The sequence below is a fragment of the Peristeroidobacter soli genome, assembly GCF_004138485.1.
GTDB classification, from domain to species: Bacteria; Pseudomonadota; Gammaproteobacteria; order Steroidobacterales; family Steroidobacteraceae; genus Steroidobacter; species Steroidobacter soli.
Map to the genome: position 1 here is coordinate 1 of NZ_RYEV01000018.1, position 1,035 is coordinate 1,035.

General features: G+C 63.9%; 1 protein-coding gene. It reads left to right on the plus strand.

Features of this window, described 5'->3' with window-relative positions:
• The coding region (locus EKO19_RS38095) for an acyltransferase family protein (protein WP_157995641.1) at window positions 1–1,035 on the plus strand (1,035 nt) is incomplete at both ends.

The window sequence follows — 1,035 nt, forward strand, 5'->3', positions numbered from 1 at the left end:
GAACAATTGTTTGCAACCAAGGGCGCGCTCGCCTCCTCGCTCTACGCCAGCAATTTTTATTTCATGACGCTGCTGGCCGACTACTTCGCCCCCGAAAGCGCCTCGAATCCGTTTCTGCACACCTGGTCGCTGTCGGTCGAGGAACAGTTCTATCTGATCTGGCCCACGCTGTTGCTCCTCGTGTGGCGCTGGCGACCGACAGTGCGCGTCATGGCCGGCACGATCGGTGCGCTCTCGGTGCTCTCCTTCGCGCTGTGCCTGTGGCTCAGCTATCGCAAACAAGATTGGGCGTTCTACGCCTCCCCCACCCGCGCCTGGGAATTCGGGATCGGCGCGCTGTGTGCCTTGAAGCCCGTGACGGACTGGGCACGTCGCTTCCGGGGTGCTGCGCTACTGGGATGGTTGGGCCTCGCCGGGTTGATCGCAACGTTCTTCGGGTTGACGGAGGAAGCGCGCTTTCCGGGTTGGATTGCTCTGGTGCCCGTCGCCGCGACGGCCGCAGTGCTCGTCAGTGGAGCAAGCGGACAATCCGGCAGTCCCGCCACGCTCCTCAAACTGCCCGTGATGCAATGGTTGGGCAAACACTCCTACTCGCTTTATCTGTGGCACTGGCCCATCGTGGTGTACGCGACGATCTTGAACGTCGAAGATCCGCTGCAGCGAATCTTCGTCTGCAGCGTGTTGACGCTGGCGTGTGCCGCCGCGGGATTCAAATTGCTGGAGCATCCTGTCCGGGCCAGCACGTGGCTCGCCGCGCGACCGATGCGTTCGGTCGGTCTCGGCGCGACGCTGACCATCGCAGGCGGCGTGATCGCCTTGGGCACCGGGCAGGCGGCGCTTCGTGCCTCATCGCACCCCATGCAGCGCTCGTTGTCCCAGTCGATCGCGGAGGAACCCGTCGCGAGCGGCAGCGGCCGGAATTGTTTGATCGGCTTCACCGACGTGGCGCCCGTGAAATGCATCTTTGGCGCGAGCGATGCCGCCAAGACCGTGGTGCTGTTCGGGGATTCGCACGCCGATCAGTGGTCCACCCCA